Consider the following 21,820-nt stretch of genomic DNA (forward strand, 5'->3'; position numbering starts at 1 on the left):
GGCGCGGCACGGTGCGGTTGATCGGGAGGAACCGCGACAATGACCAGATGTCTCGTGTGCGGTGGGCCGGGTCCCTCGTGATCGCCCTCGGGCTCCTCGCGGCTTCCGGGGCGGCAACCGGCAACGCCGGCCCCGACGTCCCGCCCGTCAGCGACGCGGCCCGCGCGGCCGGATTCGTCGACGTTCGTAGTGTCGTACCCGACGCCCTCATCGACCTGCGGTACGCGACGACGAACAACTTCACCGGCACGCAGTTGTACCCGTCCGACGCCCGATGCTTGGTGCACCAATCGATGGCCCCGGGGCTGGCCGCGGCGGCGACGGCACTGCGCCCCCAGGGCCACGTGCTGGTGTTCTGGGACTGCTACCGGCCCCACGACGTTCAGGTCCGGATGTTCAACGTGGTCCCGAACCCGGCGTGGGTGGCCCGCCCGGGTCCGTATGCCCACAGCCACGAATCCGGGCGTTCGGTCGACGTGACGTTCACCAGCGCGCAACAGCAGTGCCCGCCCGAGCGGCGGGCGAACGGGCTGTGCCTGGCCGACATGGGCACCGACTTCGACGATTTCTCTTCGCGCGCAACGGCATTCGCAACCCAGGGCGTCAGCGTCGACGCCCAGGCGAACCGGGCCCGCCTACGGGACGCCATGAAATACGGCGGGCTGGCCCCCTACTCCGGGGAATGGTGGCATTTCGACGGTCCCGGTGCGGCCGTCGACCGCCCGATCCTCGACGTCCCGGTCGACTAGAGGCGTCACGCATATCGAGACAGATATTTCGGACGGATGGCTGTCGATACCGCACGGGGAAGTCCTCTGCCGGGCCTAGGTTCAGCCCGTAAAACCGCTGTTTGGGCAGGCCAGCCCCATGGTATTGGCATTCTCTTTTTTTGCAAGTACGTTATTCATCGATGGATAACGCCGGTCAGACTCCGTCGGGCATCCCGCTGCGGCCCGTGTATGGGCCGGCGGACGTAACCGCCGAACCGCCGCCTCCCGGGGAATTTCCCTTCACCCGGGGCAACTTCGCGTCGGGTTATCGGGGCAAGCTGTGGACGTTGCGGCAGTACTCCGGCTTCGGTACCGCCGAGGAATCCAATCGCCGCTATCGATACCTGCTGGACCAAGGGGGGACGGGGCTCTCGGTGGCGCTCGACCTGCCGACCCAGTGCGGATACGACTCCGACGACCCCGAGTTCGGCGAGGAGGTCGGCCGCGTGGGCGTGGCGGTGGACACCCTGGCCGACGCCGAGATCCTATTCGACGGCATCCCGTTGGACAAGATCAGCACCAGCATGACGATCAACGGAACGGCGGCGATCCTGCTCGCGTTCTACGTCGCGGCCGCCGAGCGCAAGGGGATCCCGCGCGCCAAGCTCACCGGGACCATCCAGAACGACATCCTCAAGGAGTACGCCTCGCGCGGGACCTGGATTTGGCCGCCGGAGCCGTCACTGCGCCTGATCGCCGACACCATCGAGTTCTGCGCGGCGGAGGTCCCGAGGTTTAACGCGATCTCGGTGGCGGGGGCGCACTTCCGCGACGCCGGGGCCAACGCGGTGCAGGAAATGGCGTTCACCCTGGCCGACGGCGTCACCTATTGCGACACCGTGGTGCAACGGGGCCGGATGACGATCGACCAGTTCGCGCCGCAGGTCTCGTTCTTCTTCTACACCCACGGCGACTTCTTCGAGGAGATCGCCAAATACCGTGCGGGACGGCGCCGGTGGGCGACGATCGTGCGGGAGCGCTACGGGGCCCCGGACAAGTCGGTGACGGACAGGGCGTCGATGTTCCGCTTCGGCTGCGTGTGTGGCGGAGCGTCTTTGTATGCGCCGCAAGCACATAACAACGTGGTGCGGGTCGCCTACGAGGCGATGGCGGCGGTCTTGGGCGGCGTGCAGTCGATGTTCACCGCGGCCTGGGACGAACCGTTCGCGCTGCCCACCGAGGAGTCCACCACGCTGGCGCTGCGCACCCAGCAGATCCTGGCCTACGAAACCGGGGTGGCCAGCGTCGCCGACCCGCTGGGCGGCTCCTACTTCGTCGAGGCGCTCACCGACGCCACCGAAGCCCGCATCATCGAGATCATGGACGACCTCGAGCGGCACGGCGGCATGGTCAGCGCGATCGAGGACGGCTATCTGCAGGGCCTGATCGCCGACGAAGCCTTCCGGACGCATCACGACATCGAGGCGGGCACCCGCCCGGTCGTGGGGGTCAACCGATTCGTGTCCGAGGAGCCGGAACCCGATGTCGTGACCTACGAGCTCGACGCCGAGGGCCGCGACCTGCAACTCAAACGCCTCTCCAGCGTGCGGGCCGAAAGGGATTCGGCCGCGGTGCAATCCACACTCGCCGAGCTGTCGCGCGCCGCCGAGGGAACCGACAACCTGATGCACAAGCTGATCGACTGCGCCAACGCCTACTGCACGCTGGGTGAAATGGTCGCGGCCCTCAAAGCGGTGTGGGGCGAATTCCGGCAACCGGTGGTGTTCTAAATGGCCGTGCGGATTCTCGTTGCCAAGCCCGGCCTTGACGGGCACGACAGAGGCGCCAAGATCGTCGCCCGCACCTTGCGCGACGCCGGCTTCGAGGTGATCTACACCGGCATCCGGCAGCGCATCGAGGACATCGCCTCGATCGCCGTCCAGGAAGACGTCGCCGTGGTGGGCCTGAGCATCCTGTCCGGTGCTCACCTGGCGCTCACCGCGCGGACCGTCGAAGCGTTGCGCGCCGCGGACGCCGCCGACATCGCCGTCGTCGTCGGTGGCACGATCCCGCACGCCGACGTGCCCAAGCTGCTCGCCGCCGGCGCCGCCGCGGTCTTTCCCACGGGGACACCGCTCGACGTACTCGTGCGCGATATCCGCGCCTTGACCGGAACCCCCGAACCCGTTGTGGAGGAACAGTGCGCGTCGGAGTGATGATCGGCGCCGAGCGTGGCGATATGGCCCGCAAGGTGAACAAGCTGGCGTCCGATATCGAGTGGGCCGAGTCTGCGGGTCTGGACACCGCGTGGATGCCGCAGGTGCCCGACGACTTCGACTGCCTGACCATGGTGACGCTGATGGCCGCGCACAGCTCGCGTATCGAGTTGGGCACCGCGGTGGTGCCGCTGCAGGCCCAGCACCCGATTGCCCTTGCCCGCCAAGCGCTCTCGACGCATGCGGTGGCCGGCGGGCGGTTGGTTCTGGGCGTCGGACCGTCGCACCACTGGATCATCCGGGACATGCTCGGCTTGCCGTATGAGAAGCCGGCCGCCTACACCCGCGACTATCTGCAGGTGCTCAACGCCGCCATCGCGGGTCCGGGACCCGTTGACGTCGAGAATGCTTCGTTCACCGTGCACAATCCGACCGCGCTCGGGGCCGATACCCCGATGCCGGTGCTGGTCGCCGCGCTGGGTCCGGTGATGCTGCAGCTCGCCGGTGAACTCGCCGACGGCACCGTGTTGTGGATGGCCGACGAGCGCGCGATCGGCGATCACATCGCGCCCAAGATCACCAAAGCCGCCGCGGATGCCGGGCGCCCCGCGCCGCGGATCGTCGCGGGCATCCCGGTATGCCTGTGTGCCCCTTCGCAAGTCGACGAAGCCAAGGAGCGGGCCAACCGTGTCCTGGGCGAGGCCGAAGTGTCGCCCAACTACCAGCGCCTGCTCGAACGCGGCGATGCCCGCGATGTCGGCGACCTGTGTGCGGCCGGTGACTCGGAACAGATCCTGGCCCGCATGCGTCGCTTCGCCGACGCCGGCGTGACCGATCTGTCGGTGCGGCTGCTGCCGATCGGTGACAACCGGGACGAGCTGGTCGCCTCCAAACGCCGAACCCGCGAGATGATCGCGGCGCTCGCAACGGAGTTGCGGTGACTCAAGAAACGAGCGGGGGAGACCCCGGGCCACTGGCGGGAATTCGTATCCTCGAGGTCGGCACCATGCTGGCAGGTCCCTATGCCACCATGCTGCTCGCCGACCTCGGCGCCGAGGTCACCAAGATCGAACCCGCCGGCGGTGAGATCTCGCGCGGGGTCGGGCCCAGCTACTTCGCCAGCCTCAACCGCAACAAGCTCAGCCTCTGCCTGGACCTGAATTCCGATGCGGGACAGCACCGTTTGGGCGAGTTGGTCGCGGAGTCGCACGCGCTGTTGGTGAACCTGAAGTCGTCGGCCATCCGACGGCTGGGACTCACCTACGAGCAGCTGCGGCGGTTCAACGAGCGGATCGTCTGCGTGGCGATCACCGGCTTCGGGCTGCACGGCGGCGACGATCCGGCCTTCGACTACGTGGTCCAGGCGTCTACCGGTATCGCCGCGCTGACCGGCGATCCGGAGGGCCCGCCGACGCTGCCCGGCTATTCCTCGGCGGACAACTCCACGGGAATGTGTGCGGCGCTGGGACTTCTGGCCAAGATCATCTCCGGCTCCGGCGGGCAAGTGGATGTGTCGCTGCGCGACGTCATGCTGTCGCAGCTCAACTACCACGCGTCCGCCTATCTCAACAACGGCGTCGAGCCGCAGCGCCGGCACAACGGTGCGCACTCGTATTACGTTCCGGCCCAGCTTTTTCCGACGGCGGACGGTCACCTGGCGCTGTTCATCACCCACGACGGGTTCTGGAAATCGTTTGCCGCCGAGGCGGGCATCGGTGGTTTCGAGACGATGACCGAGCGGGTGGCCCGCCGCGACGAGGTCCTGGGCGTCGTCACCGCGGTGCTCGCGACCGATACCGCCGCCGGCTGGGAGCGGCGACTGCGTCCGCTCGGGGTACCGGCGGCCGCCGTTCGGACGCTGCCCGAGGCACTCGACGCGGCTCCCGAAGCCGTTGTGATGGCAGGGGATTTCCGCCTCGTCGGCAGCCCGATCCAGATCTCGGGGTATCTGCCCGACTACCGGCCGCCACCGAGGCTATGCCCGTCCCCTAACCGGGACCGGTGAGGTGGGCTTCGGCGAGTTTGCGAAACGCGGCCACTAGACGGCTGCGGTCCCCGGAGCGGCTCGCCAGCACGACATGGCTGGGCTCGACGCCCTCCAACGGGACCGTGGTGATATCCGGCCGCAGGCTATTGCCGTGAAAGCCGGCCGTGACGGCGACCGCCTGCCCCGAGGCAATGAGCTCGAACTTGTCCTCGAGCGCTTCGATGAACGGGCCATCGGGCGCGCGGCGCCCACCGGGGCGAGGATCGATGCGCCAGAAGGCACTCCAGGCCGGATCGGAGTGCCGGACCCGCGGCATGGGCTCGTCGGCGATGTCGTCCAGGGTCACCGATTCCCTGCCCGCCAGGCGGTGATCGATCGGGACCGCCAGCACCCGAGGCTCGTCGTAGAGAACCGTCACGTGCAACTGGTCGGTGGGGAACGGCAGCCGCGTCACGACCGCATCCACCCGGTGGTCGAGCAGCGCGTTACGCGCTTGGTCCCAGTCCAAGTGCGTGACTTGCACGTCGGCGTCCGGGTTTTCGCGGCGCAACTCGCGCACGGCCGGCGTGATGATCATGCCCGTCGTGTAGCCGATGATGATGCGGCTGGGCTGGGCGGCCGCCCGGGCCTGCGCCATCGCCTGGGCGGCGGAGCGCAGCAGCGCCTTGGCCCGAGGCAGAAACACCTCGCCGGCGTCCGTAAGCCGGGTGCCCTGCGGCGTGCGATCCAACAACCGGGCGCCTAGCTGTTGCTCCAGCCGGCGAATCTGCCGGCTCAACGACGGCTGCGCGACGCGTAGGGCGGCGGCCGCCCTGCCGAAGTGCCGGTGCTCGGCCACGACGACGAAGTACCCGACCAGCCGAAGATCGAGGTCCACCACCGGTGATGCCGAGCCCGTCATGCGTCAAGTGTAGCCGCGGTGGTCGAGGCGGTGCCGCCAATGAGCGTCATCCATCTGCTGTGATGCCTGAATTGCATCGCGCCATCCGAAATGGGACTTGGACACGCGCCGCGAGCCGTCCTTGACTTGAAGGCGTCCACGAACGGGGACAGAAGGGATCTTCCATGCACGTCTTTGTCACCGGCGCGACCGGGCACATCGGTTCCGCCGTCGTCACCGAACTCCTCGAAGCCGGGCACCGGGTCACCGGCCTGGCCCGCTCGGACGAGGGCGTGGCCGCGCTGACCGCGGCCGGAGCCGCGGCGCGCCGCGGCGACCTCGACGACCTCGACGGCTTGCGGGATGCCGCCGCGGCGTCCGACGGAGTCATTCACCTCGCCTTCAAACACGACTTCAACGACTACGCGGGCGCCGCCGAGACGGATCTGCGCGCCGTGGAGGCCATGGGGGAGGCGCTCGTCGGTTCCGATCGGCCCTTTGTCATCACCTCGGGAACGCTGCTCCTCGCGCTTATGGGGCAGGGCGGCGTCGGGACCGAACACGACGCGCTGGCGGCCGGACCGCGGATCGACTCGGAGAACGCGGCGATCACGCTGGCCGAGCGCGGGGTGCGGTCGTCGGTCATCCGGCTCTCACCGTTGGTGCACAGCAACCTGGATCACCACGGCTTCGCCCACCACCTCATCGGGACCGCCCGCGACACCGGCGTGTCGGCCTACATCGGCGACGGCTCCAATCGCTGGCCGGCCATCCACACGCTCGATGCCGCGCACATGTACCGACTGGCTCTCGAAAAGGCCCCCGCGGGAACGCGATTGCATGGCGTTGCCGACGAGGGCGTGCCGTTCCGTGACATCGCCGCCGTCATCGCCCGCCATCTCGACGTGCTGCCGGTCAGCATTCCAGCCGAAGAAGCCGGCCACTTCGGCTTCCTTGCCCTTTTCGCCTCGCTGGACAATCCGACCTCGAACGCCCTGACGCAGAAGGTGCTTGACTGGCAGCCCGAACGGCCCGGGCTGATCGAGGACCTCGACGAAGGCCACTACTTTGGCGAGTGAGTGCGGTTGTCGCCCAAGGCAATCCCGCGTGCATCGTCGGTGCCCTAGCCGTTGGATGCAACGGCAACGGATCGGGGACCCACTACGCCCCGCCGCACTCGGTTGTCACCTCGAGGAGTCGCGGGATCGGCGCAGGATCCAACTGCAGGGCATCGGACATGTGTAGCTGGCCCGCGTTGGCGAGCATGTTGTCCAAGATGGCCTGCAGGTCGTCGCCCTCGATTTCGTAGATGGCGACGTACGGGCCGTCGCCGTCAACCGGACGCAGCCGGCGCGCCGAGACGAACCCGTCCAGGGCGACGAGCTCGCCCAGGTGGACTTCGTCGTACCAGGTGTTGTACTCCTGCTCGCGATCGGGCGAGCTGGGTCGACTCTCAACGAGGATGATGCCCTTGGCCATCTTGGATATCCTAAGCCGCCTCTCTTACACCTACTCGTAGCGCACCGTGATCGAATCGGTGTCGGGCACGCCCTGGCACGTCAGGACGTAGCCGTCGGCCACCTCGTCGTCTTCGAGAACGTCGTTGACCCGCATGGTCGCGTGGCCCTCCTCGAGCCGGGCCATGCAGGTGCCACAGTTGCCGGCCTCGCAGTTGAACGGCGGCTCCAGGCCGGCCCGCCGCGCGCTTTCCAACAGGGTCTCGCCGGGAACCCGTGGCACCGTCACCTTTTTGCGTTCCAGGTAGATCGTCACCGTGCCGGCCGCGGCAGGGTTTGATGCGGGATCTGCCACCCGTGGAGTCTCCTCGATGGTCCGGGTGACCGTCACCGTGACCGCCCCCTTCCGTACTTGCGTTCTTCAGTATAGAGAATACTATTCTCGCTAAGCGATAGGATCTTCTCAAGACCGCGCCTGCCGGGGAAGGACGGGACGTGACCGAGCCGACCGCGCTCGTGTTCGAGGAACGCCGATTCAGTCTGCCTCAGCTCGACGCGTTGGCCGACGGGCTCGCCGCGACCCTGATCAAGGGCGGCGTCACCGCAGGTCAGCGGGTTGCCGTCATGGCGTCGAACCGGCCGGAGTTCGTCGCCGTCGTGCTGGCGATCTGGCGACTGGGCGCCACGGCCGTGCTCATCAGCCCCGCGTGGAAGCGCGACGAGGTCGACCACGCACTTGCGCTGACCGAACCGGCGCACGCCGTCGGGGACCATCCGGTGCTGGCGGCGCTGATGCCCATGCTGCACCTGGACGAACCGATCACCGCCGGCGAGCCGATAACCCGCTCCCTGCCGCCCCGCGACGCGGTGCTGGTCTTCAGTTCCGGTACCACCGGTCTGCCGAAGGCCGTCCGGCACACCCACGCGGCGTTGGATGAGGCCGTGGGGCACTGGCGCCGAGCCCTGCGGCTGACGCGGCGAGACCGGATCCAAGTGGCCACGCCGTCGTCCCACATCCTCGGGCTGCTCAACATCCTCACGGCGCTGCGAACCGGAGCCCGGCTGCGGCTACATGCGCGATTCGACGTCGACGGGATGCTGCGGCACATCCAAAACGACCGCATCACGGTCGAAATGGCGGTCGCGCCCATCGCTTTGGCGATCGCCGCGCACCCCAAGCTCGAGTCGTATGACCTGTCTTCGCTGCGCTTCATCATGTGGGGAGCAACGCCGGTCAGCCCCAGCGTCGCCGAGACCGTGACACGGCGGACCGGCGTTGGCTGGCTCCCCGCCTACGGCACCACGGAGTTGCCCGTCATCGCCTGTAATCCCTTGAAGGGGGTCCGGCTTGACTCGGTCGGGCGTCCGGTGGCCGGGGTGCGGGTGCGGGTGGTCTCGCTGGAGACCGGAGAGCCGGTCCGGCCGGGGGAGGTCGGCGAAATCCAGGCGCGCTCACCGTCGCTCATGGCCGGCTACCTTCCGGCGGAGGCGACCGCCGAGGCGATCCGCGAGGGCTGGTACCGGACGGGGGACGTCGGCTGGCTGGATGCCGACGGTTGGCTGCGAATCACCGACCGGCTCAAAGAGATGATCAAAGTTCGCGGTTTCCAGGTCGCCCCCGCCGAAATCGAGACGGTGCTGCACGGTCATCCGGCCGTCAAAGACTGCGCGGTGTTCGGCATCCCCGACGGCAGCAACGGTGAGGCGATCGTTGCGGCCGTAGTGGCGCGCGTTCCCGATAACCCCGCAATCGCCGCCGATCTCACCGCCCGCGTGGACGAAAAGCTAGCATCCTACAAACACCTGAGCCGCGTCGTGTTCGTGGACGATATTCCGCGCCTGCCGTCGGGCAAGGTGCTGCGCCGACTCCTCAAGGAGCAATATGGATGTACGTCTGACGCCTGAGCAGCAGCAGCTGCGTGACGCCGCCGCCAAGCTGGCCGACGACCTCGGGCCCGGGGCGGTGCGGGACCTCGACGACAAGAGTCGAATCGCACGTCTGGACAAGCAGATCGAAACGACGGGCTGGAGGTCGCTGCGTTCCGACGGGGCCTCCGGCGTCGAAGTGGCCATCGTCGCGGAGGAATTCGGGCGCCGACTGGTCGACGCGCCGTTTCTGGGACCCGTGCTGGTCGACGACCTGGCGCGGCACCTCGGCGCCGACGGCGCGGGGGCGACCACGGCCTTCGGCGAGCGGGCAATCGACACGCGGGGCGCTCAGCGCGCCCTACTGCTCTCCGGCAACACGGTCCTGGCGAGCGACGTGGGCCCCGGTCGCACCGGCGCCGATTTGACCCGGGCCGAAGCGGACATCACGGGATCGCCGGTGGCTCTCGGTGAGGTGACCCCCGGCGTCGCCGCGCGGTGGCTGGCGCTCGCCCTGGTCACCACGTCGGCGGACCTGGTCGGAATCGCCCGCGGCGCGCACGCCGTCGCCTGCGACTACGCGAAAATGCGCGAGCAGTACGGCAAAACGATCGGGTCCTATCAAGCTGTCGCACACATGTTGGCCGAAAGCCTTGCGCTGATTGAGGGTTCGGTGAGCGTGTTGCGTCACGCCGCATGGTCGGTCGACGAACTGAGACCGGCCGAAGCCATCCGGGCCGCGCAGGTCGCGAAGGTGTATTGCGCGCGCGCCACCCGCACCGTGTGCGAGACGGCGGTGCAGGTGCACGGTGGCATCGGCAATACCTGGGACTGTCTGGTTCATGTCTACCTGCGCCGCGCGCTGACATCGACCAAATTGTGGCCGGTAACTCTCAAGGAGATCGACTTTGGACTTTCGTGACTCACCAGACGAGGCCGCCTTCCGGGAGCGGCTGCGAACCTGGCTCTCCTTGCACGTCAAGGATTTTCCCAGCTCCGGTGACGAGTACTGGGCGCGCCAGGCCCAATGGCATCAGGCCCTCTACCAGGGTGGTTTCTTCGGTCTGTCATGGCCCCGCGGGTACGGCGGCCAGGAGCTGCCGCCGGTGTACGACGTCATCGTGGACGAAGAACTGGCGCGCGCCGGCGCGCTACCGCGCCCCAGCGTCGGCTACCTGGTCTACGGAATCGGGAGGCACGCCAGTGAGGAACTGCGAAAGCGCTTCCTGCCCGGCATCATCAACGGCACGGAGCGGTGGTGCCAGGGTTTCAGCGAGCCGGGCGCCGGCTCGGATCTGGCATCGCTGACTACCACCGCCACTCGTGAGGGTGACGTCTATGTGGTGCAGGGGCACAAGATCTGGACGAGCTACTCCGATGTCGCCGACTGGTGCCTACTGCTGGCCCGCACGGACCCCGAGGCGAAACGACACCGCGGCCTGTCGGCGTTCATCCTCGAGATGAAACAGCCTGGCGTGCAACAGCGCCCGCTGCGGATGATGAACGGAGTCACCAACGAATTCGGCCAGGTGTTCTTCGACGGCGCAACGGTGCCGGCGGACCGGATGGTCGGTGCTCCCGGCGAAGGCTGGTCCGTTGCCATGACCGTCGTCGGTCACGAGCGCGAACCGTCCACGCTCGGCTACGCGGCCAGATACGGCAAGCTCGTCCGAAGCCTGTTCGCGCGCACTGATCCTCCGGTGCCCGAAGAGCTCGCCTGGGCCGCGGTTCAGTCGGAAATGCTGACGCATCACGTTCGGCGGCGGCTCTCCGAACAGCTGGACGGGGTGTCGCATGGGCCCGAAGGGTCTCTCGACAAGCTCCTGATGACCTGGGTCGAGCAATCCGTGGGTCACGCCGCCCTGGCGGTCGCGGGGACCGGTGATCCGGATCTGCTCAGCGCCTATCTATACAGCCGCGCGCAGAGCGTGATGGGCGGCACATCACAGATTCAGAAGAACATCATCGCCTCGCGCATCTTGGGATTGGGAGTCTGACGTGTACGACATGCCTGTTGAAATTGACGTCTGCGCCGACGGCGCACTGCGGATCATCACCCTGAACCGGCCCGACTCGCTCAACTCGGTCAACGACAACCTGCACGTCGGACTCGCGCGGCTGTGGCAGCGGCTCAGCGACGACCCCACCGCCCGCGCCGCGGTGCTCACCGGCGCCGGCCGGGCGTTTTCGGCGGGCGGCGATTTCGCGTATCTCGCCGAGTTGGCGGCCGACGCCGACCTGCGCGCCAAGACCATCCGAGACGGACGCGAGATCGTGTTGGGCATGGCGCGGTGCCGAATTCCCGTGGTGGCGGCGGTCAATGGCCCGGCCGTCGGGCTGGGCTGCAGCCTGGTGGCCCTGAGCGACATCGTCTACATCGCCGAAGACGCCTACCTCGCCGACCCGCATGTGCAGGTGGGACTGGTCGCCGCCGACGGCGGACCGCTGACCTGGCCGCTGCACATCAGCCTGCTGCTCGCCAAGGAATACGCGCTGACCGGCACGCGAATTCGCGCCGAGCGGGCCGTCGAACTCGGCTTGGCCAACCACATGGTGGCCGCCCCCCTCGCCGAGGCGATCGCCTGTGCGCAGCGGATCATGGAGCTGCCCCAGCAGGCGGTCGAGAGCACCAAGCGCGTGCTCAACATTCATCTGGAGCGCGCGGTTCTCGCCAGCCTGGACTACGCGCTGTCGGCCGAGCACCAGTCGTTCACCACCGACGACTTCCGGTCGATCATCGCCAAACTGAATGCGGGAAAGAACTGACCGGGATCACCGCGCTCGCGGCGAGTCGTGTAGCCGCAGGAACGCGCGCATCACCCGATCGAACCGGTCCGGCTCCTCGATGAACGGCATGTGAGCGCTCGACTCGAACAGCTCGAACCGGGAGCCCCCAATACGTTGGTGCATTTCCCACATGTGTTCGGGCACGCACTCGTCGAACCTGCCCGCGAGGATCAGGGTCGGCAATGTGATCTCGGCCAACCGGTCGAACACGTTCCAGCTTCGGATGGTCCCGACGATGTGAAAGTCGCTGGGGCCGAACATCGTCTTGAAGATCTGGGTGCCGGAGTTCCTGAAGGCCTCCACGAGCTCTGGGGGCCAGGGGCGAACACGGCAAAGGTAAGTTTCGTTCCAGGTGCGGATCGCGTCCTGGTATTCGGCCGCGTAGGTGGTCCCGGCGGCTTCGTGACGTTCGATGGCGGACTGAACTGTTGGATCCAGTTCCGATTTCAGGCGGGCCACCATGTCCGAGAATTGCGGTATGGACGCGATGCTGTTGGAGATGGTGAGGCTGACGGCCCCCGACGCGACGTCAAGCGCGTACTGTTGCGCGAGCATCCCGCCCCACGAATTGCCGAAGATGTGAAAGCGGTTCAGGCCCAACGCCGCCGCCACGGCATTCATTTCGGCCACCGAGCGTTCCATCGTCCAAAGTTCGGTATTCGACGGGCGTTCGGACTTCCCGCAACCGAGCTGATCCCAGAAAATGACTTCCCGCTCGTCGGCCAGGCGTTCCAGCGAGCCCAGGTAGTTGTGCGGTAAACCCGGTCCCCCATGGACCGCGAGCAGCGGAAGACCCGGCCCGCCGCCGACCCGCTTGAACCAGACATTTCCCCCGGGGACCGCGATTGTTCCCTGCAGCTGAGCCATTGCTAGCTGTGCCTCCTTTGCTTGGTGAGCAGACGCAGAATCGCACGATCCGGCGCGGCCATGTGCGATTCCGCGTCTGCTCGCGAGCCAAGGCGCGGGAACCGGCCGCCTTCTTGCGACCCGCGCTCTCGACTTGAGAGAATAATATTCTCGTGAATGTGCTCCCCGACCTGGAGTAGACCCGTGCCCGAAGCCGCCATCGATGTCCCGGCTCTGTAAATGACCATCCCCGACCTGATCGCCGACGCGCGCAACGGATCTCCGCGCGCGGCGGGCCGACTACTCAGCCTCGTCGAAGGCGAACGGCGCGACGAGGTGCTGGCGAGCGTCGAGCCGTCTGCGATCCGCGTCATAGGTGTCACCGGACCGCCGGGTGCGGGTAAGTCGACGACGATCGCGGCCCTGGTCGGTTCCTATCGCGAGCGTGGGCGCCGGGTGGCCGTGCTGGCCGTGGATCCGTCATCCCCCTTCAGCGGCGGTGCGCTGCTGGGTGATCGAATCCGAATGGCCGCGCATATCAACGACTCCGATGTCTTGATCCGTTCGGTGGCAACCCGTGGCCATCTCGGGGGCCTGGCCGCAGCGGTTCCGGCGGCCATCCGCCTGCTGGGCGCGATCGGTTACGACGTGGTCCTGCTCGAAACCGTGGGGGTGGGGCAGTCGGAGATCGAGATCGCCGCCGTCGCCGATCCGACCATCGTCGTCCTCAACCCCGGGGCCGGCGACGCGGTCCAGGCCGCCAAGGCGGGAGTGCTGGAAGTGGCCGACATCGTGGCGGTGAACAAGGCCGACCGGGAGGGCGCCGAACAGACCGTGCGGGACCTGCGGGCCGAAACCAACGCCCCGATTGTCAGTCTCGTCGCCGCCCGGGGCGATGGCGTTGCCGATCTGGTGGCCGCCATCGACGACCACCACCGCACCGACAGTCGGGAGCGCCGGCTGGCCCGTGCCCGGGCGCAGATCCTGTCATTGGCGCAAACCCGGCTGCGGGCGTGGCCGGACCTCGACAGGCTCGCGGAGGCGGTGGTCGACGGCCACGACGATCCCTACGCCGCGGCCGAAAAGCTGTTGCCCCCACCACAACCGAAAAATGGATAAGCGGGGTAGCCTTACGGCATGAGCGACTCCGTCGTCGTCAAGGTCAAGCCCGGAAGTCGCAAGGGACCGCTCGTCGAGGTCGGTCCTGACGGTGAGCTGACAATCTACGTCCGGGAGCGGGCGGTTGACGGCAGGGCCAACGACGCGGTCACGCGGTTGCTGGCAGCGCACCTCCAATTACCGAGAAGCAGAGTCGAATTGGTCTCCGGAATGACATCCCGGGTCAAGCGTTTCCGGGTGAGCTGATGAACAGGCGGTAGCCGGCCCGATAACCGCCTGACCCATAGCCCTGCAAGACCGCCAAACACGACCTAGCGGTCGGGTACTCAACCCGTCGGAACGAGCGGCCTCCTACCGAAGGTCGACCGACTTCCCGGTCGCGGCCGCGTGGCCCGCCCGGTAGCCGAAAACCATTGCCGGACCGATGGTTCCGCCGGCCCCGCCGTAGGCCCGTCCGGTCGGCCCGGCCATGGCGTTGCCGGCGGCGAACAGGCCCGGTATCGGATCGCCACCGACATGCAGCACGCGGCCGTCGCGGTCGGTGCGCGGCCCCCCTTTGGTGCCCATCGCGCCGATGCACACCGGCACCGCGTAGTAGGGCGCGGTGTCGATCGGGCCGAGGGTCTTCCCGGCGAGGGTGGTGGCGCTGTCGTCGCCCCAATACCCGTCGTAGGCGCTGGAACCGCGGCCGAAGTCCGGGTCGGAGCCGGCGGCCACATGACGGTTCCATTCCCGGATCGTGCGGGTGAGGCCGTCGGCGTCGATGCCGGTCCTTGCGGCCAATTCGGCAAGATCCGCCGACTCGCAGAACCAGTCGGGGGCGGCTTGCCCGGCCGCAATGCCGAGAAATCCATAGCGCCGCAAGTGGACTGCGTCGAAGACCATCCATCCTCGATCGTTGACATACCCGCCGCGGGGATCGAGGTAGTGGAAGGCGCCGGCCATCGAGTTGTAATCGCACGCCTCGTTGACGAACCGACGGCCGGCCGAATTGACGATGATGCTTCTCGGGCGGGTACGTTCCAGCCGGACGCTGCGGCTGCGTTGCTTGCCGTCGATGGTGTCGCCCGGTATTCGTACGATCGGCACCCACCAGGCTTCGCCCATGTTGGCGAGGTCCGCGCCCTGCGCCATCGCCATGCGCAGGCCGTCCCCGGTGTTGTTCGGCGGGGACACCGCGCCGTGCATCGGGCCGCGCAGAAAGGCTTGCACCAGAACGGTATCCCATTCGAAGCCGCCGGTGCCCAGGATGACCCCGCGCCGAGCGCGCACGCTCATGGTCCCCTCCGGCACCGCGATCCGCACTCCGGTGATTTCGCCGGACTCGGCGATGAGTTGTTCGGCCCTCGCGTTCACCCGCGGCGCCACCCCCGACTCCAACAAACCCTTGAGAAGGCCCGCGATCAATGCGGTGCCGGCAACGCAGAGCTGACCGGTTTGTTCATCCACCGCCGCGTGCAGGCGGGCTCTGGTTTCGGCGTCGAAACCGACGTTGGAGCAATCCGCCGGAAACGACGTGATGCGCGAACCCCACTCGCCCAATGCGGTGAGGTCAAACGGAGCCGCGCTGAGTGATCGGCCCCCGGACGGCCGCCCGCCCGGCAACTCCGGCCGGTAATCGGGGAAGCCGGTGGCGATCTCGAAGCGCAGGCCGCTGTGGGCCTCGACGAAGTCGAGCATCGCCGGACCGGTCCGCACGAACGTTTCGACCAGGGCGTCGTCCATCGAAGCCAAAGACTGCGCACGCAGGTATCGCAAGGCGTCGGCTACCGTCAATTCCCCATCGGGAGAACGGTTGTGGGCGGGGATCCACGCGATGCCACCCGACACCGCGGTGGTCCCGCCGACGGTCGGGGCCTTCTCGAAGACCTCCACCGAGGCGCCCGCGGCCGCCGCCGCTAGCGCCGCAGTGAGCCCCGCGCCGCCGCTGCCCAGCACGACGACGTCGACTTCGTGGTCCCACGGCATAAACTGCTACCCCTTCAGCTCAGTCGCCCGGACAGCTGCTGGGCGGCTTTGATGACGGCGTCTTTGCCGCGCATCACGACGTCTTCGCGGTGGGAGATGAGGTTGATGCAAGTCGGCGGACACGGCGCCTCGCGGCGGACCGGCACGGCCAGGCCATAGGTATTCGGTTCGATCTCCCCGTACGTCGTCACCCAGCCGCGCTTCCGGGCCCGGGCGACCAGATCTCGTTCTCCCGGCCGCGGCGGCATGCTCGCGAGCAACGCGATCCCGGCGGCACCGCGGCTGAGCGGATACCGGCTGCCCTCGTGAAAGGCCAATTGGTAGGCGACATGGCTCGGCACGATCACGGCGATCGCGACCTGCTGGTCGCCCTCGGCGATGAGCAGCGACACGGTGGTGCCGAGCTCGTCGGCCAGCGTTCGCAACGTCGGCAGGCTGAGCTGGCGCACGTTGCGGTCGAACGACGCGCCGAGCACGGCGAGGCCGGCGGCCGGCCGGTAGCGCCCGTCCTCTCCCTTGGCCACCAAACGGAATTGGGTCAACGTCGACAGCAATCGGTAGGCGATGGTGCGGTGCACGCCGACGTGGTCGGCGAGCTGCTGCACCGTCAGCCCGCCGGGCGAATCCGCGACCATTTGCAGCGCGGTCAGCCCCCTGGCCAGCGTCTGAGAACCCGTGCCCGGACCCGTCACAACCTTGACAGACCACCACGCGAGAGCGAAGCTCTATATATACCGCACATGACTGTGCGATATTAGCACATTAGCTAAGCCCAAAACGAGAACTAGATTTCCAGCATGGCGAGGCCGGAGAGGAACCGTGGCGGAGTTCGAGAGCATCTGGAGCGATCTCCAGGGCGTCGCGTTTGAGCAGGGCTATCTCGACGTGGGCGGAGTGCGGACTCGCTATCTGCGCGCCGGCCGGCCCGGCATGCCGGTGCTGGTGCTGTTGCACGGATCCGGTGGCCACGCCGAGGCTTACGTCCGCAATCTGGCCGCGCACGCCGATCACTTCTGGACGTGGTCGATCGACATGCTGGGCCACGGCTACACCGATAAGCCGGGCCACCCGCTCGAAGTTGGCGACTACGTCGAGCACCTGATGGCCGTGCTACGCACCATCGGTGTCGATCGCGCCTGCCTGAGCGGCGAATCGCTCGGAGGCTGGGTGGCCGCGCGCGCCGCCGTCGACCATCCGGACGTGGTCGACCGGCTGGTGCTCAACACCGCCGGCGGCTCGCAGGCCGATCCCGTGGTGATGAAGCGGATCATCACCCTGTCCATGGCGGCCGCCGAGGACCCGACGTGGGAGACGGTTCAAGCGCGGATCAAATGGTTGATGGCCGACAAGTCCAAGGACTACGACGACCTGGTCGCCAGCCGCCAACGGATCTACCGCCAGCCCGGATTCGTCGCGGCCATGCGCGACATCATGGCGCTGCAGGACACCGAGATTCGCGCGCGCAACATCCTCGGCCCGGCCGAATACGGGTCGATCACCGCGCCGACGCTGGTGCTGTGGACGAGCGACGACCCGACCGCCGACGTGACCGAGGGCCGCCGCATCGCGTCGATGATCCCCAACGCGCGCTTCGAAGTGATGCCCGGCTGCGGTCATTGGCCGCAGTACGAGGACGCCAAGACCTTCAATCGCCTGCACCTCGACTTCCTGCTGGGGCGGTGATGGACGGCCCCCGGCAAGGCGCGGATGTGGACGTTCTGGTGGTCGGCGCGGGCCCGGTCGGGTTGACGCTGGCCAATATCCTTGGCCGGCAAGGCGTTCGGACGCTGGTGGTCGACGAACGCGACACGCTCATCGACTACCCGCGCGGCGTAGGATTGGACGACGAGGCGTTGCGCACCTTCCAGTCGATCGGGCTGGTCGACCGCATCCTGCCGCACACCGTGCCCAACCAGATTCTGCGTTTCCTCGACGCCAAGCGGCGCGTGCTCGCCGAAATGGCCCCGCCCGACGCGCGTTTCGGCTGGCCGAAGCGCAACGGCTTCGTGCAGCCGCTCGTCGACGCCGAATTGCTGCGCGGCCTGGACAGGTTCGAGCATGTCGAGGTGCGGTGGAACCACCCCATGACCTCGTGCGCACAGGCCGCCGACGCGGTTTCGGTCGAACTCGGCGGCGACTCCCCGAAGGCCGTGCGGGCGCGTTATGTCGTCGGCTGCGACGGCGGCCGCAGCACCACCCGCCGGATGATGGACGTGTCGTTCGAGGGGACGACGTCGTCGACGCGGTGGCTGGTCGTCGACATCGCCAACGATCCGCTGGGCCACCCGAACAGCGAGGTCGGTGCCGACCCGGAACGCCCGTACGCCTCCATCTCGATCGCGCACGGAATTCGCCGCTTCGAGTTCATGATTCACGCCGACGAGTCCGACGAACAGGCGGAAGATCCGGATTTCCTGAGGCGGATGCTGGCGCGGATGGTGCCGCACCCCGACCGGGTCGACGTGATCCGGCGCCGCGTCTACACCCATCACTCGCGCATCGCCGGCGCGTTCCGCAGCGGACGGCTGTTGCTCGCCGGAGACGCCGCGCACCTGATGCCGGTGTGGCAGGGACAGGGTTACAACAGCGGAATCAGGGATGCGGCCAACCTGGGGTGGAAGCTCGCGGCGGTGGTGACCGGGCGGGCCGGCGACCGGTTGCTGGACACCTACGACGTCGAGCGGCGCAAGCACGCCCGGGCGATGATCGACCTTTCCACCATGGTGGGCCGGGTGATCTCGCCGACCGACCGCAGGGTCGCCACCGTGAGGGACCTGCTCATCCGGTCGGCGTCAATCGTGCCCTCGCTCAAGCGGTATGTGCTGGAAATGCGGTTCAAGCCGATGCCGCGCTACGAGCAGGGGGCCGTCGTGCACACGGTGGTTCCCAAGAAGCCTGGCGGCGCCGACTCGCCGGTCGGCACCCTGTTCATCCAGCCGCGTGTCGACACCCGGACCCGGCAGGATGTGTTGTTGGACGACGTGCTCGGCGATTGGTTCGCCGTGCTGTGCTGGAACAACAACCCACGCAAGATCCTCGGCGACGAGGCCTTCGCGAACTGGAAGGCCTTGGGAGCGCGCTTTGTCGCGCTGCGACCGTCGACGCAGCTGCAGTGGACCGGCGACGACGACCCCGATGTCGTGGTCGTCGGCGATCGCGGCGGTGCCCTCAAGTCCTGGTTCGACGTCCACCACGAATCCGTGTTGTTCCTGCGCCCCGATCGGTGCATCGCCGGTGCCTGCATCGCTCAACAGGCACCCGAGCTGAGCGCCGCGCTGCTGGACGTCCTGGCACTCACGCCGGGAGGGGGTGATCTCGACAATGACCCTGGCTCTGTGCTGTATGTCGCACAGCCCGCTGCTGAATCTTCCGGGGCCGTCGCGGGACCTGCTTGACGACATCGAAGGCGCCATCGCCCGGGCGCGCACATTCGTCGAGGGCTACGACCCGGAACTCGTCGTCATCTTCTCACCCGACCACTACAACGGGTTCTTCTACAAGGTGATGCCGCCGTTCTGTATCGGCATGCGTGCCAACGGGGTTGGCGACTACGGCACCCACGCGGGCCCGCTCGACGTGCCCGAGGACCTGGCGTCCGAGTGCGCGAAGGCCGTGCTCGGCGCCGGCGTCGACGTCGCGGTGTCGGTCGGCATGGACGTCGACCACGGCACCGTCCAGCCGCTGGAGAAGCTGTTCGGGAATGCCACCGCGCGCCCGGTGATACCGATCTTCGTCAACGCGATCGCGGTGCCGCTGGGGCCGTTGCATCGTTGCCGCGCACTGGGTACCGCGGTTGGGGCGTATCTGGCATCTCTGGACAAGCGCGTCCTGGTGGTGGGATCCGGCGGGCTTTCGCATAGTCCGCCGGTGCCGACACTGGCGACAGCGCCTCCGGCGGTGCTGGAGCGGATCGTGGATGGCCGGCCGATGACGCCGGAGCAGCGGCAAGCCCGGCAGGCGGCCGTGATCGACGCGGCCAAGAGCTTCGCCGGTGGCCAGAGCGAACTGCAACCACTCAACCCCGTGTGGGACCAACAATTCCTTGAGATCATCGACGAGGGGCGGCTGGCGGATCTCGATCAGTGGTCGAACTCGTTCGTGGTCCACGAGGGTGGCGGTTCCGCACACGAAATCAGAACGTGGGTCGCGGCGTTCGCGGCGCTGGAGGCCGCGGGGCCCTACCAAACCAGCGTGCGCTACTACAAACCGGCCGCCGAACTGATCGCCGGCTTCGCCATCCGGACGGCGGTGCCGACATGACCGCCGGCGTGGATGGCGTTGATCACGCGGTCGACGTGCTCATCGTCGGGTCCGGCGGCGGCGGCATGACGGCCGCCCTGACCGCTCACGCTTGCGGGCTGGACGCGTTGGTGATCGAAAAGTCCTCGTATTTCGGGGGTTCCACCGCACTATCCGGTGGCGGCATCTGGGTGCCGGGCGCGCCCGCGCAACGCAGGGAAGGCTACGCCCCAGAACCCGAAGGCGTCGTCGTGTATCTACAGAAGATCACCGACGGACTGGTCAGCGAGGCGCGGATACGCCGGTACGTCGAGTCCGCGCCGCGGATGCTCGAGTTCCTCGAGAAGCTGTCGGGATGGTTCGAGTTCGTCTGGAAGCCAGGCTATGCCGACTACTACCCGGAGTTGCCCGGCGGTTCCGAACTCGGCAGCACCATCAACGTGCCGCCCATCGACCTGCGCACGTTGGGCGTCGACGAGCAGAGGCTGCTCAAGCCGCTCGCTCTGGCCCCTAAGGGAATCTGGCTGGGTCCCAAGGAGCTTCGGACCTTCTACCGGATCAGGCAGTCGTGGGCCGGCAAAGGCGTGTTGCTGAAGCTGATTTGGCGGATGGTCAAAGCGCGCGTGTTCAACGAGCGCATCGCGGCGATCGGGCAGTCGCTCGCGGCCCGGCTCAGGCTGGCGATGAGGGAACGCGGTATCCCCCTGTGGCTGGACGCCCCGATGGTGGAGTTGCTGACCGACGCCGACGGATCGGTGACCGGTGCCTTGGTGGAGCGGGAAGGCGGGCGGCAGCGGATCGGTGCGCGCCGCGGGGTCATCCTGGCGTCCGGCGGCTTCGACCACGACCTTGCCTGGCGCAAGGAGCTTTTACCGGTCCTGGACCAGGACTGGAGCTTCGGTAACCCCGCCGCGACGGGCGACGGCATCCGCGCGGGGCAGAAGGCCGGCGCCGCAACCGAGCTGCTCGACGAGGCCTGGTGGTTCCCGGCGATCCAATGGCCCGACGGCCGAATGCAATTCATGCTCAACGAACGGATGATGCCGGCGCAGTTCATCGTCAACGGCGAGGGCAAACGCTTCGTCAACGAGGCCGCGCCCTACATGGACTTCGGTCACGCGATGATCGACGGCCAGAAGTCCGGGGTCGCCCACATCCCGTGCTGGCTCATCACCGATCACAGGTCGTGGAATCGCTATGTCATCGCCGGCCACCTGCCGATACCGAAGATTCCCGGGGCGCCGGTGCCCACCGGCCGTAGGGTCCCGGCGGCCTGGCTGGAGTCGGGCGTGGTCAAGGCGGCGACGAATTGGGACGACATGGCAACCAAGATCGGCGTTCCGGCGCACCAGCTGTCGGAAACCGCGCGCCGCTTCAACGAGCTCGCGCGCAAAGGTCACGACGACGACTTCAATCGCGGGGACAGCGTGTACGACAACTACTACGGCGATCCGACCCTGCCCAACCCCAACCTGTACCCGCTGGGCGATCCGCCGTACTACGCATTCCGCATCGTCCTCGGCGATCTGGGGACCTCGGGTGGCCTGCGCACCGACGAACACGCGCGGGTGCTCAGGGCCGACGGCACGGTCGTGCGGGGACTGTACGCGGTGGGCAACACGGCCGCACCGGTCATGGGTCGCAGCTATGCCGGCGCCGGGGCGACCATCGGCCCGGCCATGACGTTCGGCTTCGTCGCGGCGAAACACGTTGCCCGGCAGGCCGTTAATTCTCCTAGGAGGTAG

General features: G+C 67.6%; 22 protein-coding genes. 16 read left to right on the plus strand and 6 right to left on the minus strand.

The features are described from left to right. Nucleotides 1-11 precede the first annotated feature (11 nt). From G6N25_RS13410 to G6N25_RS13430, 5 genes are all read left to right on the plus strand, one after another. A complete protein-coding gene (locus G6N25_RS13410; protein WP_372506950.1) occupies nt 12-749 on the plus strand; it encodes a M15 family metallopeptidase in 738 nt (245 codons plus the stop codon). Nucleotides 750-910: 161 nt separating this feature from the next. After that, on the plus strand, nt 911-2,500 hold the full coding sequence (locus G6N25_RS13415) for a methylmalonyl-CoA mutase family protein (RefSeq protein WP_083072209.1): 1,590 nt from the start codon (nt 911-913) through the stop codon (nt 2,498-2,500). Beyond that, nucleotides 2,501-2,926 carry a cobalamin B12-binding domain-containing protein gene (locus G6N25_RS13420; RefSeq protein ID WP_083072208.1) on the plus strand — a complete coding sequence of 142 codons (426 nt, stop codon included), beginning with the start codon at nt 2,501-2,503 and terminating at the stop codon, nt 2,924-2,926. Beyond that, entirely contained in the window at nt 2,911-3,867 is a 957-nt protein-coding gene (locus G6N25_RS13425) for an LLM class F420-dependent oxidoreductase (protein ID WP_083072207.1), read from the plus strand. The genes G6N25_RS13420 and G6N25_RS13425 overlap by 16 nt, the downstream gene beginning before the upstream one ends. A 65-nt stretch (nt 3,868-3,932) precedes the next feature. Then, nucleotides 3,933-4,931: a CaiB/BaiF CoA transferase family protein gene (locus tag G6N25_RS13430; protein ID WP_083072206.1), complete on the plus strand. Its 999-nt coding sequence runs from the start codon at nt 3,933-3,935 to the stop codon at nt 4,929-4,931. Here the strand turns inward: G6N25_RS13430 and G6N25_RS13435 are convergent. Beyond that, nucleotides 4,915-5,814, minus strand: coding sequence for a LysR family transcriptional regulator (locus G6N25_RS13435; protein ID WP_083072205.1), 900 nt, complete (start codon nt 5,812-5,814; stop codon nt 4,915-4,917). The two genes, G6N25_RS13430 and G6N25_RS13435, sit on opposite strands and share 17 nt — an antisense overlap. Before the next feature lie 164 nt (nt 5,815-5,978). Between G6N25_RS13435 and G6N25_RS13440 the strand changes: the two genes are divergently transcribed. Beyond that, complete coding sequence (locus G6N25_RS13440) at nt 5,979-6,872, plus strand: SDR family oxidoreductase (protein WP_083072204.1); 894 nt, start codon at nt 5,979-5,981, stop codon at nt 6,870-6,872. Nucleotides 6,873-6,954: 82 nt separating this feature from the next. Here the strand turns inward: G6N25_RS13440 and G6N25_RS13450 are convergent, their stop codons facing one another. Both G6N25_RS13450 and G6N25_RS13455 read right to left on the minus strand, forming a co-directional pair. Beyond that, nucleotides 6,955-7,272 carry a DUF4286 family protein gene (locus G6N25_RS13450; RefSeq protein WP_083072203.1) on the minus strand — a complete coding sequence of 106 codons (318 nt, stop codon included), beginning with the start codon at nt 7,270-7,272 and terminating at the stop codon, nt 6,955-6,957. A gap of 30 nt (nt 7,273-7,302) precedes the next feature. Continuing rightward, nucleotides 7,303-7,641, minus strand: a complete 339-nt coding sequence (locus G6N25_RS13455) for a 2Fe-2S iron-sulfur cluster-binding protein (protein ID WP_083072202.1) — start codon at nt 7,639-7,641, stop codon at nt 7,303-7,305. A 104-nt stretch (nt 7,642-7,745) separates the two neighbouring features. Between G6N25_RS13455 and G6N25_RS13460 the strand changes: the two genes are divergently transcribed. The 4 genes from G6N25_RS13460 to G6N25_RS13475 are packed head-to-tail and all read left to right on the plus strand — an operon-like array spanning nt 7,746 to nt 11,882. Then, a complete protein-coding gene (locus tag G6N25_RS13460; RefSeq protein ID WP_083072201.1) occupies nt 7,746-9,155 on the plus strand; it encodes a class I adenylate-forming enzyme family protein in 1,410 nt (469 codons plus the stop codon). Then, a complete protein-coding gene (locus tag G6N25_RS13465) occupies nt 9,133-10,038 on the plus strand; it encodes an acyl-CoA dehydrogenase family protein (protein ID WP_083072200.1) in 906 nt (301 codons plus the stop codon). The genes G6N25_RS13460 and G6N25_RS13465 overlap by 23 nt, the downstream gene beginning before the upstream one ends. Continuing rightward, nucleotides 10,025-11,113 (plus strand): acyl-CoA dehydrogenase family protein, encoded by a 1,089-nt coding sequence (locus G6N25_RS13470; protein ID WP_083072199.1) that lies wholly within the window; start codon nt 10,025-10,027, stop codon nt 11,111-11,113. The genes G6N25_RS13465 and G6N25_RS13470 overlap by 14 nt, the downstream gene beginning before the upstream one ends. 1 nt (nt 11,114) lies before the next feature. Further along, nucleotides 11,115-11,882, plus strand: coding sequence for an enoyl-CoA hydratase/isomerase family protein (locus G6N25_RS13475; RefSeq protein ID WP_083072198.1), 768 nt, complete (start codon nt 11,115-11,117; stop codon nt 11,880-11,882). A gap of 6 nt (nt 11,883-11,888) precedes the next feature. Here the strand turns inward: G6N25_RS13475 and G6N25_RS13480 are convergent, their stop codons facing one another. Then, nucleotides 11,889-12,761, minus strand: coding sequence for a proline iminopeptidase-family hydrolase (locus tag G6N25_RS13480; RefSeq protein WP_372506957.1), 873 nt, complete (start codon nt 12,759-12,761; stop codon nt 11,889-11,891). A 228-nt stretch (nt 12,762-12,989) separates the two neighbouring features. On the opposite strand from G6N25_RS13480, the gene meaB reads away from it, so the two are divergent. After that, nucleotides 12,990-13,868, plus strand: a complete 879-nt coding sequence (meaB, locus tag G6N25_RS13485; RefSeq protein ID WP_083072196.1) for a methylmalonyl Co-A mutase-associated GTPase MeaB — start codon at nt 12,990-12,992, stop codon at nt 13,866-13,868. A gap of 18 nt (nt 13,869-13,886) precedes the next feature. After that, nucleotides 13,887-14,114: a DUF167 domain-containing protein gene (locus G6N25_RS13490; protein ID WP_083072195.1), complete on the plus strand. Its 228-nt coding sequence runs from the start codon at nt 13,887-13,889 to the stop codon at nt 14,112-14,114. A 105-nt stretch (nt 14,115-14,219) separates the two neighbouring features. On the opposite strand, the gene G6N25_RS13495 is transcribed toward G6N25_RS13490, so the two are convergent. Next, nucleotides 14,220-15,836 (minus strand): FAD-dependent oxidoreductase, encoded by a 1,617-nt coding sequence (locus G6N25_RS13495; RefSeq protein WP_083072194.1) that lies wholly within the window; start codon nt 15,834-15,836, stop codon nt 14,220-14,222. 14 nt (nt 15,837-15,850) lie between these two features. Next, entirely contained in the window at nt 15,851-16,528 is a 678-nt protein-coding gene (locus tag G6N25_RS13500) for an IclR family transcriptional regulator (RefSeq protein ID WP_083072193.1), read from the minus strand. A 127-nt stretch (nt 16,529-16,655) separates the two neighbouring features. On the opposite strand from G6N25_RS13500, the gene G6N25_RS13505 reads away from it, so the two are divergent. The 4 genes from G6N25_RS13505 to G6N25_RS13520 are packed head-to-tail and all read left to right on the plus strand — an operon-like array spanning nt 16,656 to nt 21,820. Next, a complete protein-coding gene (locus G6N25_RS13505; protein WP_083072192.1) occupies nt 16,656-17,519 on the plus strand; it encodes an alpha/beta fold hydrolase in 864 nt (287 codons plus the stop codon). Further along, nucleotides 17,519-19,231, plus strand: coding sequence for a bifunctional 3-(3-hydroxy-phenyl)propionate/3-hydroxycinnamic acid hydroxylase (locus G6N25_RS13510; protein WP_083072191.1), 1,713 nt, complete (start codon nt 17,519-17,521; stop codon nt 19,229-19,231). The genes G6N25_RS13505 and G6N25_RS13510 overlap by 1 nt, the downstream gene beginning before the upstream one ends. Beyond that, the gene (locus G6N25_RS13515; protein ID WP_232065791.1) at nt 19,179-20,096 is read left to right on the plus strand and encodes a 3-carboxyethylcatechol 2,3-dioxygenase; all 918 of its coding nucleotides are present in this window, start codon (nt 19,179-19,181) and stop codon (nt 20,094-20,096) included. The genes G6N25_RS13510 and G6N25_RS13515 overlap by 53 nt, the downstream gene beginning before the upstream one ends. Beyond that, nucleotides 20,093-21,820 carry an FAD-binding protein gene (locus G6N25_RS13520; RefSeq protein WP_083072189.1) on the plus strand — a complete coding sequence of 576 codons (1,728 nt, stop codon included), beginning with the start codon at nt 20,093-20,095 and terminating at the stop codon, nt 21,818-21,820. The genes G6N25_RS13515 and G6N25_RS13520 overlap by 4 nt, the downstream gene beginning before the upstream one ends.

It is taken from the genome of Mycobacterium heidelbergense (genome assembly GCF_010730745.1).
GTDB classification, from domain to species: Bacteria; Actinomycetota; Actinomycetes; order Mycobacteriales; family Mycobacteriaceae; genus Mycobacterium; species Mycobacterium heidelbergense.

Bases quoted from the DNA above. Each gene is read 5' to 3' on its own strand.
- G6N25_RS13415 (WP_083072209.1), top strand. From the start codon at position 911: ATGGATAACGCCGGTCAGACTCCGTCGGGCATCCCGCTGCGGCCCGTG.
- G6N25_RS13420 (WP_083072208.1), top strand. From the start codon at position 2,501: ATGGCCGTGCGGATTCTCGTTGCCAAGCCCGGCCTTGACGGGCACGAC.
- G6N25_RS13430 (WP_083072206.1), top strand. From the start codon at position 3,933: ATGCTGGCAGGTCCCTATGCCACCATGCTGCTCGCCGACCTCGGCGCC.
- G6N25_RS13435 (WP_083072205.1), bottom strand. From the start codon at position 5,814: ATGACGGGCTCGGCATCACCGGTGGTGGACCTCGATCTTCGGCTGGTC.
- G6N25_RS13440 (WP_083072204.1), top strand. From the start codon at position 5,979: ATGCACGTCTTTGTCACCGGCGCGACCGGGCACATCGGTTCCGCCGTC.
- G6N25_RS13450 (WP_083072203.1), bottom strand. From the start codon at position 7,272: ATGGCCAAGGGCATCATCCTCGTTGAGAGTCGACCCAGCTCGCCCGAT.
- G6N25_RS13465 (WP_083072200.1), top strand. From the start codon at position 9,133: ATGGATGTACGTCTGACGCCTGAGCAGCAGCAGCTGCGTGACGCCGCC.
- meaB (WP_083072196.1), top strand. From the start codon at position 12,990: ATGACCATCCCCGACCTGATCGCCGACGCGCGCAACGGATCTCCGCGC.
- G6N25_RS13490 (WP_083072195.1), top strand. From the start codon at position 13,887: ATGAGCGACTCCGTCGTCGTCAAGGTCAAGCCCGGAAGTCGCAAGGGA.
- G6N25_RS13495 (WP_083072194.1), bottom strand. From the start codon at position 15,836: ATGCCGTGGGACCACGAAGTCGACGTCGTCGTGCTGGGCAGCGGCGGC.
- G6N25_RS13510 (WP_083072191.1), top strand. From the start codon at position 17,519: ATGGACGGCCCCCGGCAAGGCGCGGATGTGGACGTTCTGGTGGTCGGC.
- G6N25_RS13515 (WP_232065791.1), top strand. From the start codon at position 19,179: ATGTCGCACAGCCCGCTGCTGAATCTTCCGGGGCCGTCGCGGGACCTG.
- G6N25_RS13520 (WP_083072189.1), top strand. From the start codon at position 20,093: ATGACCGCCGGCGTGGATGGCGTTGATCACGCGGTCGACGTGCTCATC.